The sequence below is a fragment of the Methanococcoides burtonii DSM 6242 genome, from assembly GCF_000013725.1.
Taxonomy (GTDB): domain Archaea; phylum Halobacteriota; class Methanosarcinia; order Methanosarcinales; family Methanosarcinaceae; genus Methanococcoides; species Methanococcoides burtonii.
Genome location: NC_007955.1, coordinates 2,344,520 through 2,364,502, shown reverse-complemented (window position 1 = coordinate 2,364,502; position 19,983 = coordinate 2,344,520). Strand labels below are relative to the sequence as shown.

The window sequence follows — 19,983 nt, the reverse complement described above, 5'->3', positions numbered from 1 at the left end:
ATGGCTTATAAATGAACCTTTTGATATAATGTACCACAGTATTATTCATATACTTTAATCGTGTAGAATAGTTGGTCATTGAATTTACGAGGTTACCATATGAGAAGTGACAATACAAAGAAAGGAGACGCACGAGCGCCAAATCGATCGCTTTTGAAAGCTATAGGAGTGACGGATTCTGAAATGAAGAAACCGTTCATAGCTGTTGTGAACTCCTGGACAGAGTTCATTCCGGGACATATTCACCTTGACAAAGTAGCAGAAGCTGTGAAAGCCGGTATTCGTAATGCGGGCGGCGTTCCTTTCGAGTTCCATACAATTGGAGTCTGTGATGGTATTGCAATGGGACATGAAGGTATGAAGTACTCACTTCCAAGCAGAGAAGCTATCGAAGATACTATCGAAATAATGATACAGGGACAACAGATGGACGGTATGGTCATGGTCACTTCATGTGACAAGATCACCCCCGGACACTTGATGGCTGCCGGAAGAGTTGATATCCCGGCCATCGTTGTAACAGGTGGCCCAATGCTCCCCGGATTTGTTGATGATAAGTACACAGATCTCGTATCCGTTTTCGAAGGAGTCGGTTCCTGCCAGAGTGGTGCAGTCTCATCTGAGAAACTAAAACAACTTGAAGACCTCTGTTGCTGTGGTGCAGGTTCATGTGCAGGAATGTTCACTGCAAACACAATGGCATGCATGACAGAAGCTCTTGGGCTTAGTCTTCCGGGCTGTGCTACTGCACATGCAGTAGATGCAAAGAAGATGCGTATGGCAAAGGAATCAGGAGAACGTATCGTTGAAATGGTCAGTGAAGGACTGACAGCACGCAAGATAGTCACTGACAAGTCATTCGAGAATGCGATCAGAGTAGACCTTGCAGTTGGAGGAAGTACGAACACAACACTTCATCTACCTGCTATTGCCCACGAATTCGGACTTGAACTTCCTCTAGAGAAATTCAATGAACTGAGCAAGACAACTCCTCACCTAATAGGACTAAGACCGGGTGGAGAGAACTTCATGATTGATTTCGAAAGAGCTGGCGGAGTTCAGGCGATAATGAAGAGACTTGTAACAAAACTCAATCTTGACGAGAAAACGATCACAGGAAAGACCGTTGGTGAGAACATAGACGAATTCGTAATTGTCAATCCAAAGACAAACGCACGCGTCATCACGACGATCGAAGAGCCACTCCACGAAGAAGGCGGTATTGCGGTCCTGAAAGGAAACCTTGCCCCTGATGGATCTGTGGTCAAACAGTCTGCCGTTCATGAAAAGATGCTCAGACACACCGGGCCTGCAAGGGTCTTCGACAGTGAAGAGGAGGCAATGGAGACCATCCTTAAAGGAGATATCAAATCAGGTGACGTTGTGGTCATCAGGTATGAAGGACCAAAAGGAGGACCAGGAATGCGTGAAATGCTCTCCCCTACATCCGCCATAGCAGGAATGGGACTTATCGATTCCGTTGCACTCATTACGGATGGAAGGTTCTCAGGCGGTACAAGAGGTCCATGCATAGGACATATATCCCCTGAAGCTTATGAGGGCGGTCCTATTGGATTGATACAGGAAGGCGACATCATCGAGATTGATATGCCTGAAAGAAGACTTGAGCTCAAAGTTTCGGAAGAAGATCTTGAAAAAAGAAGGGTATTGTTCAAACCAGTAGAAAAGGAAGCTACTGGATACCTTTCACGCTATCGAAAGATTGTGTCCTCAGCAAGCAAAGGTGCTATCAGAGAGTAAAGCTGCACCATGCAGCTGACCTTTCCATTTTATTAAGATCAATGTTATTATTTTGTCTCTTTTTCAAATGTTCTTGTAAGGAAGACGATTCCATCTTTCACAATACTGGACACCTCCCCTGAAGCCAGAAGCTGACCTATCTTAGTCTCAAGATCGTCATCTGCATATGTATTTGGAAGAAGGTTCTTGATTACGTTCTTTTTTACTTCATAACCAAATGGCAAGTATGCAAGAATAGAACACTCCAACTTGTCGATCCCGGGAACCGCATCATTGGGAGCAGGTGTGAAATTATCCATTGAAGGTATAGATTTTTTCAGCAAGTTTTCCAATTGAGGCTCCAGATCATTCGCTGAACTGTCCATTTCACGCATATCATTCTTGAATACGTCCTGCCTGAGAGAAACGAGAGTCTCAAAGGAAGTAGGCTCTGGAAAAGCAGATGGTATAGATCTGTTTAGGAAGGCGTCGAAAGAAATATCCTGTGCAGCCGTCCTTTCTTTCAGAGAAAGGCCATCTTCATCAGGTAGTAATTCCGGCGGTATTTTCAATTCAGGAAATGATAAGGTTTCATAAGGAAGTTTTCTTTCAGAATTGTTTGGAACTGTTGAATTGGGTACAGAAGGTGACACGACAGAATCAGTGGAATCAGGTGAGGAAGGAGAAATGACAGGATCAGACACGAAAGGAGAATCCAATGAATCAGGTAAGGAAGGGGAAGTGACAGAATCAGACATGAAAGGAGAATCAGTGGAATCAGGTAAGGAAGGGGAAATGACGGAATCAGAAATTAAAGGAGAATCCAATGGATCAGGTAAGGAAGGGGAAATGACGGAATCAGAAATTAAAGGAGAATCCAAGGGATCAGGTAAGGAAGGAGAAATGACGGAATCAGAAATTAAAGGAGAATCCAAGGGATCAGGTAAGGAAGGGGAAGTGACAGAATCAGACATGAAAGGAGAATCAGTGGAATCAGGTAAGGAAGGAGAAATGACAGGATCAGACACGAAAGGAGAATCCAAGGGATCAGGTAAGGAAGGGGAAGTGACAGAATCGGACATGAAAGGAGAATCGGTGGAATCAGGTAAGGAAGGAGAAATGACAGGATCAGACACGAAAGGAGAATCCAATGGATCAGGTAAGGAAGGAGAAATGACGGAATCAGAAATTAAAGGAGAATCCAATGGATCAGGTAAGGAAGGAGAAATGACGGAATCAGAAATTAAAGGAGAATCCAATGGATCAGGTAAGGAAGGAGAAATGACAGGATCAGACACTAAAGGAGAATCGAATGGATCAGGTAAGGAAGGAGAAATGACGGAATCAGAAATTAAAGGAGAATCCAATGGATCAGGTAAGGAAGGAGAAATGACAGAATCAGACACTAAAGGAGAATCGAATGGATCAGGTAAGGAAGGAGAAATGACAGGATCAGACACTAAAGGAGAATCGAATGGATCAGGTAAGGAAGGAGAAATGACGGAATCAGACACTAAAGGAGAATCGGCGGGTTCAGGTAAAGAATTCATACAGTCCAAATCCTCAACAGATCCTAACTCATTGATACTCGACATACCCTTACGGGATAAAACGAGATGATTCATATCACGGATCTTATTTTCGAGTCCATCAATACGATTTTCCAGGTCTTCGAGTTCGCCTATGCGGTTTACCAGATCTGCGATCGAAAGCTGAAAACACACTATTTTTTCAATGGACACAAACATTCCATTGCCACTTGATCCATTCAGAACGTCAGGAGATAATGCAACCTGTCCAGACACATCTTTCTGGGTCGGCATAATACCCAAAATATCTTCAAGCCCTGCATAATTAGAGATGTTCTTCGACACCGAAGCTTCGCACCCTGCCCTTTTCAGCTCTTTCTCAAGAACTGCCGCTATAAAGGAATCCATATCCTCAACATCGGACAATCCCTCATATAACTCATCAGATATACTAATCTTAAGTTCTTTCATGCCTGACCAACCTGGAAGTTAAAAGAAATATGCATGGAAGTAATACATAAACATTTCCAAGACCGAATATATCAGACCAACCTGTTAAGAGGATGACTGGATGCTATCGACCGCCCCATATCAGATGAAGCTTCCGCGATCATAATATCAGCCATTGCAGCCATTGGGAAAGTGTACATGGCATTCTCGATAGGACCATAAAGTACAAAATCGCCACCTACCAATTGCTGCATCGTTACTGTTCCGACATCACACATACGATATACGAGAGGATCAAGCTTCTTCTTTTCCTTGAGCCATCTCCATGAAGAAGGAGCATTATGAATACCTGAACCTACCGGGAATCCCCATTTTTCTTTAGCTGCCATAGTCATACGAAGTGCAATGCCTGCACCATTGCCCATGGGAGTAATGCTCGGATCAATAAGGATATTACTGATACCACAGTCTTCTGCCACTTCGATCAATCCCTTGTCAAGCAGTTTGCCGCCATCCTCAAGAAGGGACATCCTTCCCTCAAGGGAAGAATCCATTGCATTGAAACCAAGAACAATAGAACTGTCAATGTCAGAAAGTCGGAGGGCTTCGCATTCAGCTTCTGTGATGCTCATATTGATGGAATTGTAGATGGTCTTGTCAGCAAGACCGATATCAGTAACATACCCAGCAGAAGCCATTCTGACCTCCGGTTGCGGAGAATCTATTATGAAGGGAGAATCAGTTACAGATGAAACAAAGTCAATATATTCCTGCATACTTTTGACAGTGTTGGCAAAGATATGCACTATCGAAGGATTACCGGTCTCATCCGATATCAGGTCCTGCACATTCACAAGGTCCTCAGCAGCGAACCGGTCAAATATCCCAACATCCGCATCCTCTACAATCTTATGCCCTTCGTAGAAAATAGTACCTGCAAGGACTGTCGGTAGCTCACCGGGTTGACCGCCCATCTTCACTCCGGCAATATTCACGACATTCTGTTCCTTCTGGAAACAAAACATGCTACCACCCACCATATTCGTTGGAACTGTTTTCCTCTTCGTCACAACTTCCACAACAAAAGGACCTTCCGAGTATGGACTGCCTTTTGAGCTGTATTCATCCACAATATTGTAAATTTCGTCAAGGTCAGTAAGACCTATGTGATCAATTATGGTAACCTGTTTCTGGAAACGTTCGATGGCATCCTTTCCGATGTTCTCGACAAAAGGAATAGCACCATCCGAACCAATTATGCGACCATCATTATCAATGCCGTTCTTATGAAGTGCAATAAGCGTTTGTCCGGCAAGGTGACCTTTTGATTCATTACCACATAACAGAACATACCTGATATTAGAATTTGAGATAGTGTTTATGATGATCTTTTCCGCACCAAGGTTCTCGGTCTTGCAACTACCCCACATAGCAGCTTTCTCATACGGTTCCAATGAACTCGCAAGCGTGATAACAGCAATACAGGAATCCTCTTTACCGGATATACAATCCCCTTTTACAACAGGCCAGTCACAGGCAACAGTTTCTATATAAACACCCCTTAATTCGATCCATTCCTTTCGTTTCTGATGTCCACAAGAGCACTGGCAAGCATTATAGCTTTCGTATAATGGCCACCAACTCGTGAAGTGTCCACGAATACATGATCATCCATCAATACCGGCGCACCAATGCCGTCCCCCCCTCCGAGGAAAACAAGTGTCCTGAAGATCAGGTTGCCGGTTATACCATCCGGAGCAAAGATAAAATTCGCTTCCTTGATAGCATCTTCAATAAGTATTGTATAATGCTTTGCACATATACCATTTTCCCGGAGCCGGGAAGCAAGAAAATCCCCATCTGCAAGAGTACGATCGATCTTTTCGTGTCTGCCAAGGTCCCCCATCCTACCACCGGAAAGTACACCCACCACCGGTTCGATACCGAACCTGCGTATATGTTCAACACCAAGCTTTGCAAGAGTTATCTTGTCCGAAATATCATTTCCCTCATCTATACCAACAGGAGCAAGGAAGAACGGGACACCATCCGCACTTATCAGAAAGGCCATGCGATACAACTTTTCAATACCGAGGACATCCTTAAGATGAGAAAGAGTACCGGAAGCATTAGCAGTACCTCTAACTACAGCATCTACAGAACCGGAAGCAAGTAGATCACCAAGCACCATCTCGGGTTCATGGGTATTAATTATCTCAAGAGAAGTTCCCACAGAATCTATCTCTTTTTTGTCCCCAACGAGAATAACATGAGCATAACCAGAATTATGGGCATTCTCAATACTAGATATCATCTTTGCAGAAGGGGTCCTAACACCTATAGCAACTTTTGCCATATTTAAAATAGCCCTTTTACTGACAACATCCATAAGACCTTCTGTGCTGCTTTGCCGAGCCACGATACACCTGCCGGAAATGATTAAGTAGAATCAACAAAGAAATGCAAACATTAATTACTTTTCCCTTTTATTTAAGGTATGATCACAGATGGCAGAATCTATCGAATGGGTTGAAAAATACCGACCACAGTCCCTTACGGACATTGTAGGCAACAAAAAGTCTGTTGTGGATATGCGTGAATGGGCACAGTCATGGCTATCAGGAACGCCTGAAAAAAGAGCGATCATACTGCATGGTCCTGCAGGAGTTGGAAAAACCTCCGCAGCACACGCACTTGCCAGGGACCTCGACTGGGAGACCATTGAACTTAACGCAAGTGACCAGAGAACAGCAGGTGTTATTGAAAGGGTCGCTGGATCTGCATCAAAGATGAGCTCCCTTACCGGAACCACTGCAAAGAGACTTATTATACTTGATGAAGCCGACAATATACACGGGAATGCCGACAGAGGAGGAGCCCGGGCCATCGGTGGTATCATAAAGAATACAGATCAACCAATCGTGCTTATTGCCAACGACCTATATGGACTTACACCTTCCGTGCGTTCACTCTGCATTGAGCTCAAGTTCAATTCGGTACAGGGACGTTCCATGATACCGGCAATGAAGAGGATCTGTGTCGAAGAGAAGATAATGTGCGGTGTAGGAGTTCTTGAAAAGCTGGCAGAGAGCGCCGGAGGGGACCTGCGAAGTGCCATTAAAGACCTTCAGGCTGTGGCAACAGGAAGAGATGAGATACATATAGAGGATATCGCTACTTCCGAAAGGGATACAAAAGAGTCTATCTTCAAAGTACTTGGAAAGATATTCAAGAGCACAGACCCAAAGAAAGCACTGGAAGCTACCTATGGTCTTGATGAGACCCCTGAGAACCTTATCCACTGGATAGATGAGAACCTGCCTTTACAATATGGAACTGAAGAAGGCACACAGGAAGACCTCATCACAGGGTATGAATATCTGGCCAAAGCGGACAGATACCTCGGACGCGTAAGAAAACGACAGAGCTACCGCCTCTGGAGATATGCAGGTGCGCTTATGACATGCGGAACCGTTGTTTCAAAGACCCACGTTGGTCGCGGGTTCACAAAGTACCAGCCACCATCGTTCTGGCGAAAGATGGGACAGCTAAGGGCAAAACGTGACATGAGAGATAATATCGCTTCAAAGATCGCGGACCATGCCAATAAATCCATGCGATATTCACGCACAGACCTTGCACACCTTTACGGCAGGATGCTGGAAGAAAACGAATATGCAGCAGATGTCACTTTCGATCTTGAACTGAGCATTGATGAGATGGTCTATCTCACGGGCAAAAAAAAGGTCACAAAGGACATACAGAGGATACATGACCTCGCACAGGCAAAGCGACGGAGCCTTGGACGCGATGAAGGCAAGGCATTCTTTGAGAAGAAGCCTAAAAAACAGACCCCTGACAAGAAACAGATGGATCTGACACAGATAATTAACAGTACACCTCAAGAGGACAAGGTCGAAAAGAAAGAGACCGAGAATGTACCTCCTGTTAAAAAGAGTGCATCAAAGGCTAAACCGCAAAAGACATTGTTCGATTTCTGAAAGATATGCCAGGATCATGAGATCGTCGGGTGAGAAATTTGACAAAGCCTTTTGTCAACTATTTCTAGCCTTTTTCTTTTCATTTCGTCCTTTTTAGATTGGATTTTACTCAGATAGGTCATTTAATAACGTGCCTTATATAATAACGAATTAAAAATATAAAAAAAGCAATATATAATTAGTATTTTACACCAATTATAAATATTATGTATTGCAAAAAGACTTCTGTAAATTATAATTTTGATGTTCGTCCATAGCATAATTACAAGAATGGAATACTTTCCAGTCATAATGTCGGTGGATCATATGACGTATTTCGAAATGAACAGCACGTAGTTATCGAGCCACTACCTTTTATGTTTGTATTACAAATATTAATTGGTGTTTTCATTTTATTTATAAGCTAATTGGAGGGAGAGATGGTGGATTATGAGATTCCTGAGTATCCTTACACAAAGCCTCGCATTGTGGTAAGTAAATGTCTGGAGTTTGAAAATGTGCGCTATGATGGAAGTGTCATACATTGCCAGACAGTTCGTGATATGATGCAATTTGCAGATTTTATTAAAGTGTGTCCAGAAGTGGAAATTGGACTTGGGGTTCCACGTGATTCTATGAGGATAGTACTTGTAGATGGGAAAAAAAGATTAATTCAACCAATAACACAGAATGACCTAACAGAAAAGATGGATAACTTCACCAACACATTCCTAAAAGAACTTCCCCCGGTTGATGGTTTCATATTTAAATCCGGATCCCCCACCATTGGGATGCGGGATATCAAGATCTACTCCGATAAAGTGAAAGGATTAGTGGTCGATCGTGGTAATGGTTTTTTTGCAGAGAAGATACTTCGTGACTACATTGACTACCCGATGGAAGAAGATGATCGGCTGAAGAACAATATTATAAGGCACCATTTCCTTACAAAACTTTTTGCTTTTGCAGATCTTAGGAAAGTAAAAGAATCAGGTTCAATTGAAAATTTGGAACAATTCCATCAGTATAATCACTATCTTTTCCGTCTCTACAATCATGATATCTCTTTAAAATTGGATGAGCTGGTTGAAAATAAGAATTCTTTAAAATTCGATGCGATCTTGAAAGAATACGAAAGAATAATGCCACATATTTTTTCCAGAGAACCGAAGTCAAATGAATTTATAGATGTTGCAAATGAAACATTCTTAAATATAGTCTCTTCCTTGAACATTGTTGAAGAGAAATATCTGGCTCAGATCATAAAAAAATATACTGATAATCGATTGACATACGATGCATTACTTGAGATCCTTAAGTTTTATGTTATGCGTTTTAGTGACTCGAAAAAAGAATATTCCAGATTGTTCTTCCCATATCCGGAAGAATTGAGAAGTGAATCAGAAACTGAAAGGGATCGGGATTTCTGGGCTAATTTCCCGATTGCATCCGAGCGATCCAAAGTACATTTAAACTAAAGGAATTGTCTTGGTCATATTAGCTCATGACCCTACATTAGAAGCTTCTTATTGAGTGAATTTTAAAGCTAAATATAGTTTTGTTAGAATAGATAGTAAGCTATATATGAGATAGAGATTGAACTTAACATGCATAATTTATTTGGTGGTCGGGGGATACAGATGAAAATGCTAAAAGGACGATTAGCTGTGCTTTTAGTAATTAGGAGATCTGTATAAACTGTCCATGGAAGATCAATTATTTTTGATACCAGAGATGGCTTAAAAGTAAATAATCGATAAATCAAATAGGGGAAATGAAAATGTTATACATGGAAATCAGTACTTGGGAACCAGAGAAACGTGATCTGATACTTGAACACTTTAAAGAGCTGAAGATGCCTGCAGGAGTAAAGGTCCACGATCAATGGATCGATCTCACAGGATCTCGATATTTTATCCTATATGAGTGCGATGATGCAGAGGCTATGGCAACATTCAACCTTCCATGGTCGGATGTGTGCTACATTGAAACTGTCCCTGTAATGAAATCAACCGAGTTCATATCACTAATGAGCAGAAAAAGCTGAGATCCGAGATGGTCAAAAGTAAATAATGCAAAATGTGATCCAGGAAGATATTGAAACCAGTAATGGATAAGAAACATCATTAGAACACTAGTGATACCATGAGATCCCCTTGGATCTAATTTTTTATGGTATAATTGTTAAATTAAAAGTGGGGTAATTAATATGTTATATATGGAAATCAGTACTTGGGAACCAGAAAGTCGCGATCTCATACTTGAACACTTTAAAGAAATAAAAATGCCTGCAGGAATAAAGGTCCACAACCAATGGGTCGATCTTACAGGAGGCAGATATTTTATCCTATATGAGTGCGATGATGCAGAGGCTTTGGCAACATTCAACCTCCCATGGTCAGATGTGTGCTACATTGAAACGGTCCCTGTAATGGGATCAACCGATTTCATGTCATTAATGAGCAAAAGGAACTGAATCCCCTATTTTCAGGGGATTATTTTTATTTCTTTTTCTTCCGTTCCTAAGAATAAGTTAATGGGTCCAACAGGGAATGCTTTTGTTGGATATCCGTAAGCAAAATTGCCTTCACTGTCTGAAACGATTGTTTGTGAAGCTTTGATCTTCAATAGAACATTTTCTGCACTTTCAGTTTCTCCATTTATGATTATATCATAGTTTCCTGAAGGAACATCTTTGTCAATGTATACTGCCCGTCCATTTTCAGCTTCTCTGCGCTGCTTGAAAGGTATCAGCATTCGGACCGTGAAGGTCATGTTCTTGACTTCATATGCCTCGACATGGAATTCATTTGGTATTGAATTTATTGCTACGTCATCGAACCTGTGCTCATACTTATTATCTTTAACAGGAATTGAAACCTCGAAATTAACATCCAATTTTATACTTTTATCAGGTTTAGTTTTACCTGAGATCATTAGCTCCTCCCCTTGCTTTAATTGAATAGCAGATACATCCCATTCAATTATATCCCCATGAGATATTTCAGGAACTTGCCTATAGAATAATGAATTTATTTTCTTGATGATCGTAAGGAATAGATTATAATCTTCTTTGATCGTAATGATCACCCCATATACTACAGATTCCCACAAGTACCTGAAATAATAATGTTCTGCATATATATCTAAATGAATTCGTGACTTTAGATGCTGATCTTCCTTCAATTTTCAGGAGAAGTAGCCGAAGGATATCAGAAAAGTTAAGACAAGGTTGTAATTACTTCTGGTTCCACCAAATTTCCCATTGGTCCATACAATTACATTAAAATGGATACTATTTAGATTTATTGAGAAGTTGTGATCTTGATATTCTTTGATTCGTTTAACAAAACATTGATACAATAATTCTTTTCTTGTATTTTGTTTTCTGCTTTGGAAAGTAGGTCAAATGTTCATCTTAGATTTTGAAGGGTCTACTAGAGCGAATGTCGACGCGATATTTGAGACAGCTGGACTGAATATAGAAATGGATAAACATCCAAACTAACATTGCAATATTCTTATATAATAATAGATAGTAGAGTCTAGAATAATATAAACACTCCATTATTACCATCATCCCCATCATCATTGTGGTGGGTTGAATACTTGCATTAAAATTTATAAATATAATATCAATTATTAATTCACACTCATGTAGAGTGACCAGAAAAGAGAGGGTGAAGCCACATGCTTTCAGTCATAATTCCAGCATACAACGAAGGGCATCATATACACGACAATTTATTAGAAATTAATGATGAACTGAGGACTTTTTGTGATAGCTTTGAAATAATATTTGTCAACGATGGCAGTACTGACCATACATTAGTAGAGGCAAAAAGGGCAGCTGAAAAGACAGATAATATAAAGATAATCTCCTACACCGAAAACCAAGGAAAGGGGAACGCTACCATAGAAGGTTACAAAGCTGCATCCAAAGGATTTATCAGCATTCTTGATGCTGATCTTGACATCCCACCAAAACAGATCGAACCATTGCTGAAAATGATTTCCGAAACGGGTGCCGATTTTGTGATCCAATCGAAACGACACCCCCATAGCTGTGTGAAAGGTTTTCCCATAAAAAGACGATTTTTAAGTCGGTCATACAATTTACTGATCAAACTGTTGTTCAATCTGCCTGTTTCTGATACACAGGTCGGGGTCAAACTATATCGTAAAGATGTTGTGAACACGATCATGCCAAAGTTGCTGGTTAAACGATATGCAGCAGATGTTGAACAGATCGTTCTCGCACACAAACACGGCTACAAGATCGAGGAATGTCCCGTACAAATTGATTTCGACCCAGCAGGGGACCGAATGAGATTGAAGGACATATTAAATATTGCAGTCGATACAGCTGCGATCTACTATAGGTTGAATATTTTGAGATATTACGATAGTGACGAAATTGCTGGACAATGCCATATAGAAGAGAAAGGTATTGCAGGACAAAACATAATTCCAGAGCAGGAGGGTATAATCTGAAAGTTATAATACCTGTTGCAGGGACCGGAAAACGCCTTTACCCTCATACTTTTACAAAACCCAAACCGATGGTATATATTGCAGGGAAACCTGTGATAGGGCATATTCTGGACCGGATGATCGACCTGAAACCTGAGGAGATCATTCTGGTGGTGGGCTACAGAAAAGAGCAGATCATCTCATATGTGGATAGGAATTATTCAGACATATTCAAGATCACTTATGTAGAGCAGAACCATCAGCTTGGGTTGGGACACTCTATTTATGTAGCAAAGGATGCGGTGGGCGATTCCCCCATCATGATAACCCTGGGAGATATGATATTTAAGGCAGGGTATCTTGATTTTTACCAGAAGCATTTTAACAACGGTAATTGCGCCGGTTCAATCGGTGTATGGGAAGTCGATGCACCTGAAAAATACGGAATCGTGGAACTGGATGGGGAATGCATATCCAAAATGGTGGAAAAACCCAAATACCCCATGTCGAACCTGGGGATTGCAGGCGTATATTTCCTAAAGGAACCTTCTGTATTATTTGACATACTTGAGAAGATGGTAGATGAACATACCGGAAATGAGATCCAGCTGACGGATGCATTGCAAGGTATGGTTAGTAGCGGCCATCGATTGAAACATTTCTATGTATCCAGCTGGTATGATTGCGGTCATTCGACATCCCTTTTAGAGACCAATAGGGTCTTACTGGATGAATCCCACGAGAAAAACCAATGTTTGGACCTATCAGAAGTACGAGCCATTGATCCATGTATGGTGAAAGAATTTAATGGTAACCTTAACACAAAGGAATCTGTCATCATTGAACCTGTTTCCATCGGTAATGGTGTCATCATTACAAATTCCGTAGTAGGACCGCATGTATCTATCGCTGAAAATTCCAATATAGATGGTTCGATCGTAGCGAACAGCATTATTGGCTCAGGTTCTGCCATAAAGGGTGTGAATTTGCGGTCATCTATCATAGGCGATGATGTAAATGTGAATAGCAAACATAATTCGTTGAATGTTGGGGATTCATCGTCCATCGAATTATAACGGTAGTGCAAAAATGGTGACCGTAAACCTTACAGATTTCTCCAACCATAAAAAACATGTGATCAATATGGAAATTGATAATTGTCACCATGAATGGGATCATACTCAAAACGAATACCTACCTGTAGTTGAATCGATCAAGAAACATCATGCTTGCAAAGATTGCGGTCTGATCAATCACAGTCCTCAAACTACACACCTTAAAACAGGGAAACTGATCGCCCTGATAAAAGAAATGTTCGAGAAGAATAATGCCCACGGGGGCAAATCCACGATCACATTGAGAACATCAAACAAATGAAACTAGATGGAACTGATGATCATGCTATCATTTATACAATTATGTCAAAAGTTTGTCATCGGCATAACCCCGATGCAAAATACAGTAGGTGGGATTGAATGAGAACGTTAGTCACTGGAGGAGCAGGGTTTATGCCTTCGCATATGTGCGACCTGCTACTCTCAAAAGGACACGAGGTCGTATGCGTGGACAACCTTGTCACCGGCAATATGGATAACATGGCACACCACATGGCGGACAAGGATAATTTCACATTCATCAACCATGACATATCAAAACCTCTCTTCCTTGACGAAGATATAGATTACATCTTCCACATGGCCAGCCCTGCAAGCCCCGTGGATTATCTCGAATTCCCCATACAGACCCTGAAAGTGGGTGCTCTTGGTACCTACAACATGCTTGGCCTTGCCAAGGAAAAAGGGGCACGCATTCTCCTCGCCTCCACATCAGAGGTCTACGGCGATCCACTTGTGAACCCACAGCCAGAAGAATACTGGGGCAACGTGAACACCATAGGCCCCAGGGGCGTGTACGATGAGGCTAAACGGTATGCAGAAGCGATTACCATGGCATACCACCGCTACCATAACATCGATACCCGCATTGTCCGTATCTTCAATACCTATGGTCCCAGGATGCGTGGAAATGATGGTCGGGTCGTCCCCAATTTTGTCAACCAGGCCCTTAAAGGAGAGGACATAACCGTGTATGGTGACGGATCCCAGACGAGATCGTTCTGCTACGTGTCAGATGAGGTCGAAGGAATATATCGACTTATGATGTCCGATTATTGCGACCCGGTGAACATTGGCAATCCAAATGAGATATCTGTACTGGAATTTGCAGAAACCGTGATAGAGTTGACCGGAAGCAGTTCAAATATCATATACTGTGACCTTCCCCAGGACGACCCAAAGGTAAGAAGGCCAGATATCACAAAAGCAAAGAAACTACTTGGCTGGGAGCCAAAGGTCGATCTGCAAGATGGACTTGAGAAGACGGTTGAGTATTTCAGAGCGGTGAACAGATCAGACTAATTCCAGGAGAAGCTTTGAGTTGTATATTTGATATGTCCTGTTATGGACTGTGATATACAACTTTGTATTTGCAAGCACCATGGAAAAAACATGGATTGCTTGTTGAAGCGGAAGCTATCTTTGAATGAATATATTTTCTGATAGAGAGGAGATTCCAGCATGATGCCCAAATGGCATATACTTGCATCTTCCATCCTTGCAGTATTAAGTTATATTTCCAATGAAATTCTGAAATATTGGGTTAAACTATGGAATTTATAGATACAAAGATAGAAGACCTATATATCCTTAAACCAAAGGTTTTCGGTGATGAAAGAGGATACTTTTTTGAAAGCTACAATGCGAGAGTACTCGATGAATTGGTTGGAAAAAAGTACAATTTCGTTCAGGATAATGAGTCCAGATCATCCTATGGAGTGATACGAGGTCTTCACTACCAGTTAGAACCCTACAGCCAGACCAAACTCGTCCGTGTGATTCAAGGAACCGTTTATGATGTGGTCGTAGACCTTCGAAAAGAGTCTTGTACGTTTGGTGAGTGGGTTGGTGTTGAACTCTCAGAGGATAATAAAAAACAATTTTTAATTCCAAAGGGGTTTGCACACGGTTTCTCTGTGTTGAGTGAAACTGCTATATTTGCTTACAAATGTGACGATTATTATAATCCAGAATCAGAAGGCGGCATTATGTATGATGATCCCACACTCAACATCGACTGGAAGGTCAAAAAGGAAGATGCCATAGTAGCTGACAAAGACAAAGAATTGCCCACATTTGAAAATACTAAAATTTCGTTTTGAATAAATACACGTTAACAGAAAATCAAGGAGTTAGATATATTGAAATTACTTGTCACAGGAGGTTGCGGATTCATAGGTAGTAATTTTGTCCGCATGATGCTACAAAGATATCCAGATTGCGATATCACAAATCTTGACAAATTGACCTACGCAGGAAACCCTGAGAATCTGAAGGACATACGGGACAATCCAAATTATTCATTCATAAAAGGGGATATCTGTGACCCACATGTTGTGGAAAAGGCAATGGAAAATGTAGATATAGTGATCCATTTTGCTGCCGAGAGTCACGTAGATCGTTCAATCGAGGATGGAGATGTTTTTGTCAGGACGAACGTTCTTGGAACAAATACATTGCTAAATTGTGCATTACGATCCGACATCAAGAAATTCATCCATGTTTCAACCGATGAGGTATATGGGAGCACAGAAACTGGTTCGTTCAAAGAAGAGGACAATCTTGAACCATCCAGTCCATACTCATCAAGCAAAGCAGGATCAGACCTTCTTGCAATGTCATATCACACAACATACGGCTTACCAGTGAGTATCACAAGATGTACTAACAACTTCGGCCCATACCAGTACCCCGAAAAACTCATTCCTCTTTTCATAACTAATCTTATGGAAAGTGAGAAAGTGCCTGTTTACGGAACCGGCCTGAACATAAGGGACTGGATCCATGTCGATGACCATTGCTCAGGCATTGATTTTGTACTCCAAAACGGAAACTCCGGCGAGGTTTACAATATAGGCGGGGGAAACGAACTGACAAATCTTGACATTACTCACCGAGTCCTAAAAGATCTCGGAAAGGATGAATCCATGATCAGGTATGTGGAAGATAGGAAAGGTCACGATTTCCGCTATTCCCTTGACTGCACCAAACTAAAGAAGATGGGCTGGAAGCCGGAATATGACTTTGAGTCAGCCCTTTCCAGCACCGTAAAATGGTACGTTGAAAACAGATGGTGGTGGGAACCATTAAAACAGTGATAATCGGTGCAAGTGGAATGCTGGGTTCAGACCTGTCCAGAGCATTCCCCGATGCTGTAAAATTCACACACCACGACCTGGACATCACCAACAAGCAACAGGTCCTCAAGAAAATTGAGGAAATAAAACCCTATGTTGTGATCAACGCTGCCGCTTACACAAACGTAGACGGATGCGAAGACGAGCAGGATATTGCTTTCAAGGTCAACGGACACGCACCCGGCTATATCGCACAGGCATGTTCCGATATCGGTGCAATTCTGGTCCATTTTAGTACCGATTATGTCTTTGATGGCTCAAAAAAAGAATACGTGGAATCTAATATCACCAAACCCATCAATGTCTACGGCCAGTCCAAACTGATGGGTGAGCAGGAGATCATCAAAAACACGGACAACTACAGGATCATACGCACCTCCTGGCTTTTTGGGAAAAACGGAAAGAACTTCGTAGATACGATGTTAAGGCTCTCAAAAGAGATGGAAAACGTAAAAGTCGTCAACGACCAGTTCGGCAAACCCACCCACACAGCGGATATAGCCCGCAAGACCGCCGAGATCATCAACCTTAATCCTGGCATCTACCACATAACTAATGAAGGCCCATGCACCTGGTACGAATTCGCATCCGAGATCATCAATAACACAGTTCCATGCTCCAGTGAAGAGTTTCCCACAAAAGCAAAACGTCCGACCTACTCCGTCCTCACGAACACAAAAACAACTCCCATGAGACACTGGAAGAATGCACTTAACGAATACCTGAAGGAGAATCAATCATGAAAGGAATAATCCTCGCAGGCGGTACAGGCAGCAGGCTGTACCCTCTGACCAAAGTCACGAACAAGCACCTGCTTCCAGTCTACGACAAACCCATGATCTACTATCCTCTGCAAACCCTTTTGGATGCAGGAATAAATGACATCATGATAGTCTCTGGCCGTGGCCACGCAGGCCATTTCCTGGAACTTCTTGGTTCCGGCTCCGATTTCGGGGCGAGATTCACCTACGAGATACAGGACGAAGCAGGTGGAATCGCCCAGGCCCTGAATCTGACAAGGGATTTTGCAGACGATGATGACATAACCGTAATCCTTGGAGACAACATATTCCAGGACATTATCCGTGATGCAGTACAGTCTTTCAAGACAGGTGCACAAATATTTCTGAAACAAGTTCCTGATGCTGCAAGGTTTGGTGTTGCAGAGATAGATGAAAGCAGCAGACAGGTGCTTAGTATCGAAGAGAAGCCTGAAGTGCCAAAGTCTGATTATGCTGTGACAGGACTATATGTGTATGACAGCAGTGTGTTTGAGATCATACAAACGTTAAAACCATCGGGACGGGGTGAACTGGAGATCACGGATGTGAACAACGAATATATTCGACAAGGACTGATGAAATATTCAGAAATTGAGGGTCAATGGACTGATGCCGGTACATTCGATAGTCTGCTCCGGGCAGGATTGATGGTGCAGAAAGGATAAAAAATTATGTCAGAAAAAGAAAGCGTTAAAATATCGGTGGTGATGCCGGCCTACAATGCTGAAGCATATCTTAAAGACTCAATTGAAAGTATTTTAGATCAAACATATACCGATTTTGAATTTATTATTGTTGATGATGCTTCTACCGATAATAGCCATGAAATAATCGAAGAATATTCGAAGAAAGATAAAAGGATTGTTGTTCTGAGAAACGAAATCAATTTAGGAATTGCTGAAACAAGAACAAAAGGTACCAAATATTCAAAAGGAAAGTATATTGCAGTATCTGATGCAGACGATATTTCAATATTAACAAGGCTTGAGAAGCAATACAACTATTTAGAAGAACACAAGGATTGTGGAGTTGTAGGCGGTTTCATAGAATTGTTTGATAGTGATACAAGTAAGATTATTGGAGTGCGAAAATACTATGAAGATGATGCAAACTTACGCAAAAGACTTTTTTTGTATTGTCCTGTTGCACAACCTGTCTGCATGATGCGGAAAGAGGTTTTTGAGACTCTTGGATACTATGATCCAAAATACCCTCCGGCTGAGGACTTAGATCTATGGTTTAGGATTGGTACAAAATACAAATTTGCAAACATACAAGAGATTTTACTTAAATACAGGGTACACAAAAAGTCAGCGACTATTTCAACAACCAAGAAAATGGAAGCTATGACTTTAAAAATACGAAAAAAGTACTCACATGGCTATGGTTATTCAATGACTTTATTTGATAAAGTCTATAATTTATCGATTCGAACAACAAAATTTGTACCATACAACATAAAGATATGGGTATTTAATTTTATAAGGGATGAATAATATGAATATTGCTTATCATATGCCTTCAATGGATACTATTTATGCTCAAAGAACAATTTATTATGGATACAAGGCTGCTTTTGAAGATTTAGGGCATAATTTTGTTACCTTTTCCTATGGAGACAATCTAGACAATTTTTTAGATCGAAATCATATTGATATTTTCATCACCTCAAGCCATTTTTACTACCAAAAATATATAAATTTAAATGTTTTAAAGAAATATAGAAATAAAGGAATGGTATTGTTCACGAAAATTGACTTTTGGAATTCACCCTTATCAAGTTTAAGAATTAACGAATCAAAGAGTTTGAAAGACGATACTAAAACAGTTCAGTTAATAAAAGACGGATTACTTGGCGATGTTTTTTTCCATGTGGTCGAACAATTCGACGAACGAATGGAAGGGTTTGAAAGCGAAACCGGCTACAAATATTTCACAATACCACTTGCTGCAGATAAAATGACCTTAAAAAACGAATATAGTAAAGATTTTATTGCTGATATTTCTTACATAGGTACTTATTTGCCAAGCAAAAGAATGTTTTTTAAAGATTGTGTATTCCCATTAAAACACAAATATGATCTAAAATTATATGGTCAAGATTGGACATTACGGGATAGATTAATGGGTTGGGTTCAAAAATTTGGACAATATTATAATATCAAATACTTAAAAACAATTCAAAAGCCAAAATTACAACTTGGAGATGAAGCTAAGATATACTCATCTTCAAAAATATGTATTAATGTTCATGAGGAATATCAAAAGAAATATGGCGGAGATTGCAATGAACGAACATTTAAAATCCCTCTTTGTGGCGGTTTTGAGATTACGGATGATGTAGCTTGTATTCGTAAATATTTTGAAGATGGAAAAGAAATTATCATTGCCAAAAACCGAGAGGATTGGCTTGAAAAAATTGATTATTACATGAACAATCCGGATAAAAGGTTAGCAATTATAGAAGCTGGTAGAGACAAAGTTTTAAAAGAGCACACTTATCATAACAGGGTAGAACAGATGCTTGAAATTTATGATAGTGTGAAAAAACATGATTGATACAAAAATATTACATGCATGTTGTGGAATTCAAAAAAATTAACTCGATTATAGAACCGAATATTTTTAGAACTGCTTAAATATTCTATACCTGATTCGATTAGTGCAACAATAAATTATGCAATAAATTGATCCTGATAACTAATTGAATAGGTTATGTTGCATTGGATTTTTAGCTGTAACTCGATATGCTTTCGCAGGAACGTCCGATATAGAGA

At 40.8% G+C, this 19,983-nt stretch carries 20 protein-coding genes and 1 pseudogene; 16 read left to right on the top strand and 5 right to left on the bottom strand.

Going from position 1 to position 19,983, the window contains the following annotated elements:
• The first annotated feature begins 99 nt into the window (after positions 1-99).
• On the top strand, positions 100-1,761 hold the full coding sequence (gene ilvD, locus MBUR_RS11595) for a dihydroxy-acid dehydratase (protein WP_011500245.1): 1,662 nt from the start codon (positions 100-102) through the stop codon (positions 1,759-1,761).
• 47 nt (positions 1,762-1,808) lie between these two features.
• Here ilvD and MBUR_RS11590 read toward each other — a convergent pair whose 3' ends face one another.
• Complete coding sequence (locus tag MBUR_RS11590; RefSeq protein ID WP_157196728.1) at positions 1,809-2,444, bottom strand: hypothetical protein; 636 nt, start codon at positions 2,442-2,444, stop codon at positions 1,809-1,811.
• Here MBUR_RS11590 and MBUR_RS11585 point away from each other — a divergent pair.
• Positions 2,428-3,360 (top strand): hypothetical protein, encoded by a 933-nt coding sequence (locus tag MBUR_RS11585; protein WP_157196727.1) that lies wholly within the window; start codon positions 2,428-2,430, stop codon positions 3,358-3,360. The two genes, MBUR_RS11590 and MBUR_RS11585, sit on opposite strands and share 17 nt — an antisense overlap.
• 451 nt (positions 3,361-3,811) lie before the next feature.
• On the opposite strand, the gene mtrH is transcribed toward MBUR_RS11585, so the two are convergent.
• The 3 genes and pseudogenes from mtrH to mtxX all read right to left on the bottom strand — a co-directional run bounded on the left by mtrH (position 3,812) and on the right by mtxX (position 6,108).
• A complete protein-coding gene (gene mtrH, locus MBUR_RS11580; RefSeq protein ID WP_011500243.1) occupies positions 3,812-4,744 on the bottom strand; it encodes a tetrahydromethanopterin S-methyltransferase subunit H in 933 nt (310 codons plus the stop codon).
• Positions 4,745-4,759: 15 nt separating this feature from the next.
• Positions 4,760-5,224: pseudogene (locus MBUR_RS13600) on the bottom strand (tetrahydromethanopterin S-methyltransferase subunit A); the annotation flags it as partial.
• 56 nt (positions 5,225-5,280) lie between these two features.
• Positions 5,281-6,108 carry a methanogenesis marker protein Mmp4/MtxX gene (gene mtxX, locus MBUR_RS11575; RefSeq protein ID WP_048063675.1) on the bottom strand — a complete coding sequence of 276 codons (828 nt, stop codon included), beginning with the start codon at positions 6,106-6,108 and terminating at the stop codon, positions 5,281-5,283.
• A 118-nt stretch (positions 6,109-6,226) separates the two neighbouring features.
• On the opposite strand from mtxX, the gene MBUR_RS11570 reads away from it, so the two are divergent.
• From MBUR_RS11570 to MBUR_RS11555, 4 genes are all read left to right on the top strand, one after another.
• Positions 6,227-7,720: a replication factor C large subunit gene (locus MBUR_RS11570; RefSeq protein ID WP_011500241.1), complete on the top strand. Its 1,494-nt coding sequence runs from the start codon at positions 6,227-6,229 to the stop codon at positions 7,718-7,720.
• A 419-nt stretch (positions 7,721-8,139) separates the two neighbouring features.
• Positions 8,140-9,177: a YbgA family protein gene (locus MBUR_RS11565; protein WP_011500240.1), complete on the top strand. Its 1,038-nt coding sequence runs from the start codon at positions 8,140-8,142 to the stop codon at positions 9,175-9,177.
• A 302-nt stretch (positions 9,178-9,479) separates the two neighbouring features.
• Positions 9,480-9,746: a DUF3303 domain-containing protein gene (locus MBUR_RS11560; protein WP_011500239.1), complete on the top strand. Its 267-nt coding sequence runs from the start codon at positions 9,480-9,482 to the stop codon at positions 9,744-9,746.
• A gap of 162 nt (positions 9,747-9,908) precedes the next feature.
• Positions 9,909-10,175: a DUF3303 domain-containing protein gene (locus MBUR_RS11555; RefSeq protein WP_011500238.1), complete on the top strand. Its 267-nt coding sequence runs from the start codon at positions 9,909-9,911 to the stop codon at positions 10,173-10,175.
• An 11-nt stretch (positions 10,176-10,186) separates the two neighbouring features.
• Here the strand turns inward: MBUR_RS11555 and MBUR_RS11550 are convergent, their stop codons facing one another.
• Positions 10,187-10,885, bottom strand: coding sequence for a hypothetical protein (locus tag MBUR_RS11550; RefSeq protein ID WP_011500237.1), 699 nt, complete (start codon positions 10,883-10,885; stop codon positions 10,187-10,189).
• A gap of 504 nt (positions 10,886-11,389) precedes the next feature.
• Here MBUR_RS11550 and MBUR_RS11545 point away from each other — a divergent pair.
• From MBUR_RS11545 to MBUR_RS11500, 10 genes are all read left to right on the top strand, one after another.
• Positions 11,390-12,193 carry a glycosyltransferase gene (locus tag MBUR_RS11545; RefSeq protein ID WP_011500236.1) on the top strand — a complete coding sequence of 268 codons (804 nt, stop codon included), beginning with the start codon at positions 11,390-11,392 and terminating at the stop codon, positions 12,191-12,193.
• A complete protein-coding gene (locus MBUR_RS11540; protein ID WP_083754980.1) occupies positions 12,127-13,248 on the top strand; it encodes a sugar phosphate nucleotidyltransferase in 1,122 nt (373 codons plus the stop codon). Before MBUR_RS11545 ends, MBUR_RS11540 begins: the two co-directional genes overlap by 67 nt.
• A gap of 13 nt (positions 13,249-13,261) precedes the next feature.
• On the top strand, positions 13,262-13,549 hold the full coding sequence (locus tag MBUR_RS11535) for a hypothetical protein (RefSeq protein ID WP_011500234.1): 288 nt from the start codon (positions 13,262-13,264) through the stop codon (positions 13,547-13,549).
• Between the two features lie 98 nt (positions 13,550-13,647).
• The gene (locus MBUR_RS11530) at positions 13,648-14,589 is read left to right on the top strand and encodes a UDP-glucuronic acid decarboxylase family protein (protein ID WP_011500233.1); all 942 of its coding nucleotides are present in this window, start codon (positions 13,648-13,650) and stop codon (positions 14,587-14,589) included.
• Between the two features lie 248 nt (positions 14,590-14,837).
• Entirely contained in the window at positions 14,838-15,389 is a 552-nt protein-coding gene (gene rfbC, locus MBUR_RS11525; protein WP_011500232.1) for a dTDP-4-dehydrorhamnose 3,5-epimerase, read from the top strand.
• A 39-nt stretch (positions 15,390-15,428) separates the two neighbouring features.
• Complete coding sequence (gene rfbB, locus MBUR_RS11520) at positions 15,429-16,385, top strand: dTDP-glucose 4,6-dehydratase (protein ID WP_011500231.1); 957 nt, start codon at positions 15,429-15,431, stop codon at positions 16,383-16,385.
• Positions 16,358-17,167 (top strand): dTDP-4-dehydrorhamnose reductase, encoded by an 810-nt coding sequence (gene rfbD / locus MBUR_RS11515; protein ID WP_048063401.1) that lies wholly within the window; start codon positions 16,358-16,360, stop codon positions 17,165-17,167. The genes rfbB and rfbD overlap by 28 nt, the downstream gene beginning before the upstream one ends.
• On the top strand, positions 17,164-17,871 hold the full coding sequence (locus MBUR_RS11510; RefSeq protein ID WP_011500229.1) for a sugar phosphate nucleotidyltransferase: 708 nt from the start codon (positions 17,164-17,166) through the stop codon (positions 17,869-17,871). Before rfbD ends, MBUR_RS11510 begins: the two co-directional genes overlap by 4 nt.
• Before the next feature lie 6 nt (positions 17,872-17,877).
• Positions 17,878-18,702, top strand: a complete 825-nt coding sequence (locus MBUR_RS11505) for a glycosyltransferase family 2 protein (RefSeq protein WP_011500228.1) — start codon at positions 17,878-17,880, stop codon at positions 18,700-18,702.
• Position 18,703: 1 nt separating this feature from the next.
• Complete coding sequence (locus tag MBUR_RS11500) at positions 18,704-19,765, top strand: CgeB family protein (RefSeq protein WP_011500227.1); 1,062 nt, start codon at positions 18,704-18,706, stop codon at positions 19,763-19,765.
• Positions 19,766-19,983 lie beyond the last annotated feature (218 nt).

Coding starts and splice junctions, on each gene's coding strand:
- MBUR_RS11500 (WP_011500227.1), top strand. CDS start 18,704: ATGAATATTGCTTATCATATGCCTTCAATGGATACTATTTATGCTCAA.
- MBUR_RS11540 (WP_083754980.1), top strand. CDS start 12,127: ATGCCATATAGAAGAGAAAGGTATTGCAGGACAAAACATAATTCCAGA.
- mtxX (WP_048063675.1), bottom strand. CDS start 6,108: ATGGATGTTGTCAGTAAAAGGGCTATTTTAAATATGGCAAAAGTTGCT.
- ilvD (WP_011500245.1), top strand. CDS start 100: ATGAGAAGTGACAATACAAAGAAAGGAGACGCACGAGCGCCAAATCGA.
- mtrH (WP_011500243.1), bottom strand. CDS start 4,744: ATGTTTTGTTTCCAGAAGGAACAGAATGTCGTGAATATTGCCGGAGTG.
- MBUR_RS11530 (WP_011500233.1), top strand. CDS start 13,648: ATGAGAACGTTAGTCACTGGAGGAGCAGGGTTTATGCCTTCGCATATG.
- MBUR_RS11535 (WP_011500234.1), top strand. CDS start 13,262: ATGGTGACCGTAAACCTTACAGATTTCTCCAACCATAAAAAACATGTG.
- rfbC (WP_011500232.1), top strand. CDS start 14,838: ATGGAATTTATAGATACAAAGATAGAAGACCTATATATCCTTAAACCA.
- MBUR_RS11585 (WP_157196727.1), top strand. CDS start 2,428: ATGACAGGATCAGACACGAAAGGAGAATCCAATGAATCAGGTAAGGAA.
- rfbD (WP_048063401.1), top strand. CDS start 16,358: ATGGTGGTGGGAACCATTAAAACAGTGATAATCGGTGCAAGTGGAATG.
- MBUR_RS11560 (WP_011500239.1), top strand. CDS start 9,480: ATGTTATACATGGAAATCAGTACTTGGGAACCAGAGAAACGTGATCTG.
- MBUR_RS11510 (WP_011500229.1), top strand. CDS start 17,164: ATGAAAGGAATAATCCTCGCAGGCGGTACAGGCAGCAGGCTGTACCCT.
- MBUR_RS11565 (WP_011500240.1), top strand. CDS start 8,140: ATGGTGGATTATGAGATTCCTGAGTATCCTTACACAAAGCCTCGCATT.
- MBUR_RS11505 (WP_011500228.1), top strand. CDS start 17,878: ATGTCAGAAAAAGAAAGCGTTAAAATATCGGTGGTGATGCCGGCCTAC.
- MBUR_RS11545 (WP_011500236.1), top strand. CDS start 11,390: ATGCTTTCAGTCATAATTCCAGCATACAACGAAGGGCATCATATACAC.
- MBUR_RS11555 (WP_011500238.1), top strand. CDS start 9,909: ATGTTATATATGGAAATCAGTACTTGGGAACCAGAAAGTCGCGATCTC.
- MBUR_RS11570 (WP_011500241.1), top strand. CDS start 6,227: ATGGCAGAATCTATCGAATGGGTTGAAAAATACCGACCACAGTCCCTT.